Annotated in this window: 5 protein-coding genes; 3 read left to right on the top strand and 2 right to left on the bottom strand. The window is 69.5% G+C overall.

Annotation, left to right across the window (positions count from 1 at the left end; translation table 11 throughout):
• Positions 1–418: 418 nt before the first annotated feature.
• Together ACFWP5_RS51760 and ptsP are read left to right on the top strand one after the other, a co-directional pair.
• Positions 419–868, top strand: coding sequence for a PTS glucose transporter subunit IIA (locus tag ACFWP5_RS51760; RefSeq protein ID WP_384174217.1), 450 nt, complete (start codon positions 419–421; stop codon positions 866–868).
• An 83-nt stretch (positions 869–951) separates the two neighbouring features.
• A complete protein-coding gene (ptsP, locus tag ACFWP5_RS51755) occupies positions 952–2,622 on the top strand; it encodes a phosphoenolpyruvate--protein phosphotransferase (protein WP_384174220.1) in 1,671 nt (556 codons plus the stop codon).
• A 79-nt stretch (positions 2,623–2,701) separates the two neighbouring features.
• On the opposite strand, the gene ACFWP5_RS51750 is transcribed toward ptsP, so the two are convergent.
• Together ACFWP5_RS51750 and ACFWP5_RS51745 are read right to left on the bottom strand one after the other, a co-directional pair.
• Positions 2,702–3,598: a hypothetical protein gene (locus ACFWP5_RS51750; protein WP_384174214.1), complete on the bottom strand. Its 897-nt coding sequence runs from the start codon at positions 3,596–3,598 to the stop codon at positions 2,702–2,704.
• Between the two features lie 22 nt (positions 3,599–3,620).
• Positions 3,621–4,895, bottom strand: coding sequence for an MFS transporter (locus tag ACFWP5_RS51745; protein WP_384174211.1), 1,275 nt, complete (start codon positions 4,893–4,895; stop codon positions 3,621–3,623).
• Positions 4,896–4,940: 45 nt separating this feature from the next.
• Between ACFWP5_RS51745 and ACFWP5_RS51740 the strand changes: the two genes are divergently transcribed.
• Positions 4,941–5,306 (top strand): GntR family transcriptional regulator (locus tag ACFWP5_RS51740; RefSeq protein WP_384174208.1); only part of this gene is annotated, 366 nt, incomplete at its 3' end.

The raw sequence follows: 5,306 nt of genomic DNA, 5'->3' as shown, positions 1-5,306 counted from the left end.
CTGGCGTTGATTTTTGGCACGCTGTTGAGTTCTCAAGGAACGGACGCTTCCTTTGTACTCACCCTCTCGGGCTTTCCTCCGGGCTTCCCTTCGGTGTTCCAAACTCTATCAGTGTTTTTCCGGCCCCCTGACCACCGTCCTACAGGCATGCAGAAGGTGACCCCGGGATAGGATCTGACAAGTTGGGTGCTGCCAGGCCAGGCAAAGACGCTTGGTCGCGTCACTCGGCCTCAAGCAGAAGTACGACTGTACATGCGGCCGTAGAGCAGGTGCAAATCGATTAGAGGTGTGGTCTAGACCACTAATCCGGACCTCTCAGGCGGAACCGGTACTACATATGACATACCCTGCTGCTCAGTGTGCCGTCCGGAACAGGTAGTGACGGCCCCATCACATTTCCACCCCTGGGAGGCTTCCCATGACCAGCGTGACGTCCCCTCTCGCAGGACGTGCCATCGGACTGGCCGAGGTGCCGGATCCGGTCTTCTCCGGAGCCATGGTCGGCCCCGGCACGGCCATCGACCCCGTACGTGAGCCTTCCGAGGCTGTCTCTCCCGTGGACGGAGTCATCGTCTCCCTCCACCCGCACGCCTTCGTCGTCGTGGACGATGAGGGACACGGCGTGCTCACTCACCTTGGTATCGACACCGTGCAGCTCAATGGCGAGGGCTTCGAGCTGCTCGTCAACAAGGGCGACACCGTGACCCGGGGCCAGAGCGTCGTGCGCTGGAACCCGGCCGCCGTCGAGGCCGCCGGCAAGTCCCCGGTGTGCCCGATCGTGGCTCTCGAAGCCACGGCCGATGGCCTCTCCGGTCTCCGCGAGGACGGCGATGTGAAGGCCGGCGACAGTCTCTTCACCTGGGAGTGACGTCAATGCCGTCGTATGACGGTGAGCAGGACAACCACCGCGGCGGCGGGACCCGCCGCACCGCACTATCGGAGACGGGTGAGATGGAGACAACGCTGCGAGGCGTCGGTGTGAGCCACGGTGTGGCGATCGGCGAGGTTCGGCACATGGGGACGGCGGTTCTGGAACCGCCTGCCAAGCAGATTCCGGTGGAGGACGCGGAGCGTGAACAGGGGCGCGCCCGCCAAGCCGTGGACGCTGTGGCGGCCGACCTGATGGCGCGCGGCAATCTGGCGGGGGGCGAAGCCCAGGCGGTGCTCGAGGCGCAGGCCATGATGGCCCAGGACCCCGAGCTGATGGTGGACGTGGAACGCCGTATCGCGGTCGGCAGTACCGCGGAGCGGGCCGTGTACGACGCCTTCGCCGCCTACCGTGCTCTGCTGGCCGGTGCCGGTGAGTATCTCGCCGGTCGGGTGGCCGACCTCGATGACGTGCGGAACCGTATCGTCGCCCGGTTGCTCGGGGTGCCGATGCCGGGTGTTCCGGACAGCGACGAGCCGTACGTCCTTATCGCTCGTGACCTGGCGCCTGCCGATACGGCGCTGTTGGACCCGACGCTGGTGCTCGGTTTCGTCACCGAGGAGGGCGGGCCGACGAGTCACAGTGCGATCCTGGCTCGGGCGCTCGGGGTGCCGGCCGTGGTGGCGCTGCCAGGGGCCGGGGAGTTGGCGGAGGGCACTCTGGTCGCCGTCGACGGCAGCACCGGCGAGATCTTCGTTAACCCCAGTGATGAGAAGAAGGAGCAGCTGGAGGCCGCGGCCGCCGCGCGCAAGGCCGCTCTCTCCGCTTCCACGGGTCCCGGTGCCACCTCCGACGGGCACAAGGTGCCGCTGCTGGCCAATGTCGGCGGTCCCGCTGATGTACCGGCCGCCCTGGCGGCGGGGGCCGAGGGTGTGGGGCTCTTCCGTACCGAGTTCCTTTTTCTGGACGACAGCAAGAACGCGCCGTCCGAGGAGAAGCAGGTCGATGCCTACCGGCAGGTGCTCGAGGCGTTCCCCGAGGGGCGTGTCGTCGTGCGGGTGCTGGACGCGGGCGCGGACAAGCCGCTGGACTTCCTGACGCCGGCCGATGAGCCGAACCCGGCCCTGGGTGTGCGCGGTCTGCGGTCGTTGCTCGACCACCCCGATGTGCTGCGCACTCAGCTGACGGCGCTCGCGAAGGCCGCCGAGGGGTTGCCGGTCTACCTTGAGGTCATGGCCCCGATGGTCGCGGACCGCGCGGACGCGAAGGCGTTCGCGGACGCGTGCCGGGAGGCCGGGCTGCGGGCCAAGTTCGGTGCGATGGTGGAGATTCCGTCGGCCGCCCTGCGGGCGCGCTCGATTCTGCAGGAGGTCGAGTTCCTGTCGCTGGGGACCAACGACCTCGCGCAGTACACCTTCGCCGCCGACCGTCAGGTGGGTGCGGTGTCCCGGCTGCAGGATCCGTGGCAGCCCGCGCTGCTCGACCTGGTCGCGATGTCCGCCGAGGGGGCGAAGGCCGAGGGCAAGAGCTGTGGTGTCTGCGGTGAGGCCGCGTCCGACCCGCTGCTGGCTTGTGTGCTGACCGGTCTGGGGGTCACCTCCCTTTCCATGGGTGCGGCTTCGATTCCCTATGTGCGGTCGGCGTTGGCGAAGTACACGCTCGCGCAGTGCGAGCGGGCCGCGCTGGCCGCGCGCGCCGCGGACAGTGCCGAGGAGGCGCGCGCCGCGGCTCAGGCGGTGCTGTCCGGCGAATAGGCGAACAGTCGGGCGGGAAGCCGTCCGTCGGCTGTGTTCCAGGGGCGCCTCACCAGTGGGTGGGGCGCCCCTGGCGTGTTCAGTGGTGGTGTCCTCCCGGGGGCTGCTCCAGGTCTCCGAGGTCGGGCGGCACGCAGTAGTCCACGCCTGATTCCGGGGAGATGAGGTCGCCGGATTCGACGTCGGTGCAGTAGGCGTCGAAGACCTCGCCGGCGGTCAGGGCTTCCAGGCCGTCGCCGCGCAGGCGCCAGCCGTAGATGCAGTCGGGGTTGTCGGGACTGGTGGTGCGCATGACGAGGCCGCCGGGGCTTCGGGTGGCGATGCCGAGGGCGAGGACCGTGGTGAATTCGAGGGCCTCGGCGTCGTCGAGGTGCGTGGTTCCGTCCTCGTCCTGGTCGGCGTGAAGGACGGAGACGAGGGTTTCCGGTGGTCCCGAGACGCTGCAGACGAGGTGTCGGTTGCCGGGCCGGGCCGTGTCGAGGATGCGGACGAGGAGGCCGGAGGCCCGGGTGAAGGCGGCGCGGCCGATGTCCTCGCCGCAGGAGGCGCAGGCGCCGAGGCGGGCGAGGAGTGTGGTCGCGTACTCCCAGGTCGCCCGGCGGACGGCCTCGTCGACCAGGGCCGGGAGGAGTTCGGCCAGTGGCTGGCCTTCGTAGAGGAGGGTGGGGCCGGTGGCCGCGAGTTCGGCTGTGAAGCGGGTTCGGCTCGACGGGATGTCGGGGTCGAGGCCGCTGTCGGCGCAGAACTCGGCGTATTCCTCGGGGTCGAAGAGGGCCACGCTGGTGTGGCTGCCCTGGAGGGCGCGGCTCCTGAGGAGTGCCTCCACCTGCTGGAGGTAGGCGGTGTGGTCGTCGAAGGTGAAGCTGCGATAGCGCCGCATGGCGCTGAAGTCCTGCTCGTCGGTCAACAGGCCGATGGTGCCCGCGATTTCGCGGCGCAGAACGCGTCGCATGGTCTGGTGGTCGGTGTGCGCCATGTTTCCCCCTGTGCGCGGTTGATCAATGCTCACTCACAGTAACCGGAGGCACTGACAACGGCGTCCGAGCGAGTGGCTCGCGGACCAGGCGGTGCTGAATCATGCAGGTCAGAGCGATGATGGCGCCGAAGACGGTCCAGCCGAGGGGGCCGGTGGCGATGGCCGCGGTGACCGCGAGTGGGCCGACGCTGCGTTGGGTGGACTGGGCGAGTCCGTGGACGCCGAGGAAGGCGCCCTGCGCGGTGTCGGGCGCGAGGGCGACGGAGAGTTCCCACGAGATGGTGGCGTGCAGCATTTCCGCCAGGGTGAAGGCGGCGGCCGAGGCGGTGAGGAGCACCGTGGCCGTGATGGCTCCGCCGGTGGACGAGAGCGCCAGGGTGGTGCCGCCCAGGGCGAAGGCGACGGAGAGCGGTATCAGCAGGTTGCGGGTGGCCGCCGTCGTGGTGGCGAAGCGGGCCAGGGGGACTTGGAGCGCCACCACCATCACGTTGTTGAAGACCATCAGCAGAGGTGCCAGTCCGTGCGGTGCGACGCTGGCGTGGGCGATCCACAGCGGCAGGCCGACCTTGAAGACGGCGTCGTCGAGGAAGAGGACGGTTTCGGTCGCGACGTACGCGAGGTAGGTGCGGTCGCGCCAGGGGTTCGGCGGCTTGCTCGCGGGTGTCGCGTCCTTCGATGTCGCGACGGTGCGCTGCGGCGACGGGGGTTCGCCACAGCGCACGGTGAGGGTCGCGACAGCGACGAAGGAGAGGGCGTCGCCGAGGAGGAGCCAGTGGTAGGCGGCGGTTGTGCCGAGGGCCAGAGCGGCTGCGGCGGCGAGGCCGCCCAGGGCCCAGCCCGCGTTGGCCACGGTGCGGCTGATGGCCTGGTAGCGGATGCGGTCCGGTCCTGCGACGCGGGTGGCGTAGAGCCTGGTGAGCACGTTGGCGGCGCGGTCCCCGAAGCCGCCGGCGGCCGAGAAGACGATCAGCAGGACGTAGTTGTCCGTGGTGAGCAGGGCGAACGAGGCCAGGGCGCGCAGAAGTTGGAGGGCGACGAGGACGCGGGTGAGCGGGAACCGGTCGGCGAGGCGGCCGCCCAGGGGTGCGCCGGCGATGCCGATGGCTCCGGCGATCGCGGCGAGGGTGCCCACCTGGGCCACGGAGAGATGCGAGACGTAGGTGAAGTACAGGACGGAGACGGAGGCCCACAGGCCGCTGCCGGTGCGGTCGACGAGGGCGATCGCGAGCATTCTGCGGCCGTCGCGTCCTCCAGGTATGCGTTTCGGCCGTACGGCTGCGCGACGCGTCGTGCCCACTGCTCCCCCTTGCGTTGAATTATGTACTGATACATAGTTGCTAGCGTGGCAATACAATATGGGATCAGTGGTACGACGGCCAAGGGAATTGCCGCGTCCGTCGAACGGCGAGTGGCCGAGGGGGCGTTGGGGCCGGGTGCCGCGCTGCCGCCGGTGCGGCGGCTCGCGGACGAGCTCGGAGTGAGTCCGGGCACCGTCGCCACGGCGTACAAGGAGCTGCGACAGCGGGGCATCGTCGTCACGCGCGGGCGGGGCGGAACGGTGGTGGCGCAGGCTCCGGCGGTGGCGTCGCGGCGGCCGCCCCGAGTCCCGGAGGGCTTGCGGGATCTGGCCGGCGGGCATCCTGATCCCGCATTTCTGCCTGCTCTGATGCCGCCCTCGCGGTTGTCCCCGGGTGCGCGGTCCCACCGG

The sequence above is a fragment of the Streptomyces sp. NPDC058469 genome (assembly GCF_042721125.1).
Classification (GTDB): Bacteria; Actinomycetota; Actinomycetes; order Streptomycetales; family Streptomycetaceae; genus Streptomyces.
Note: the sequence above shows the minus strand (reverse complement) of the source record. Positions and strands in the feature narration are given on the sequence as shown.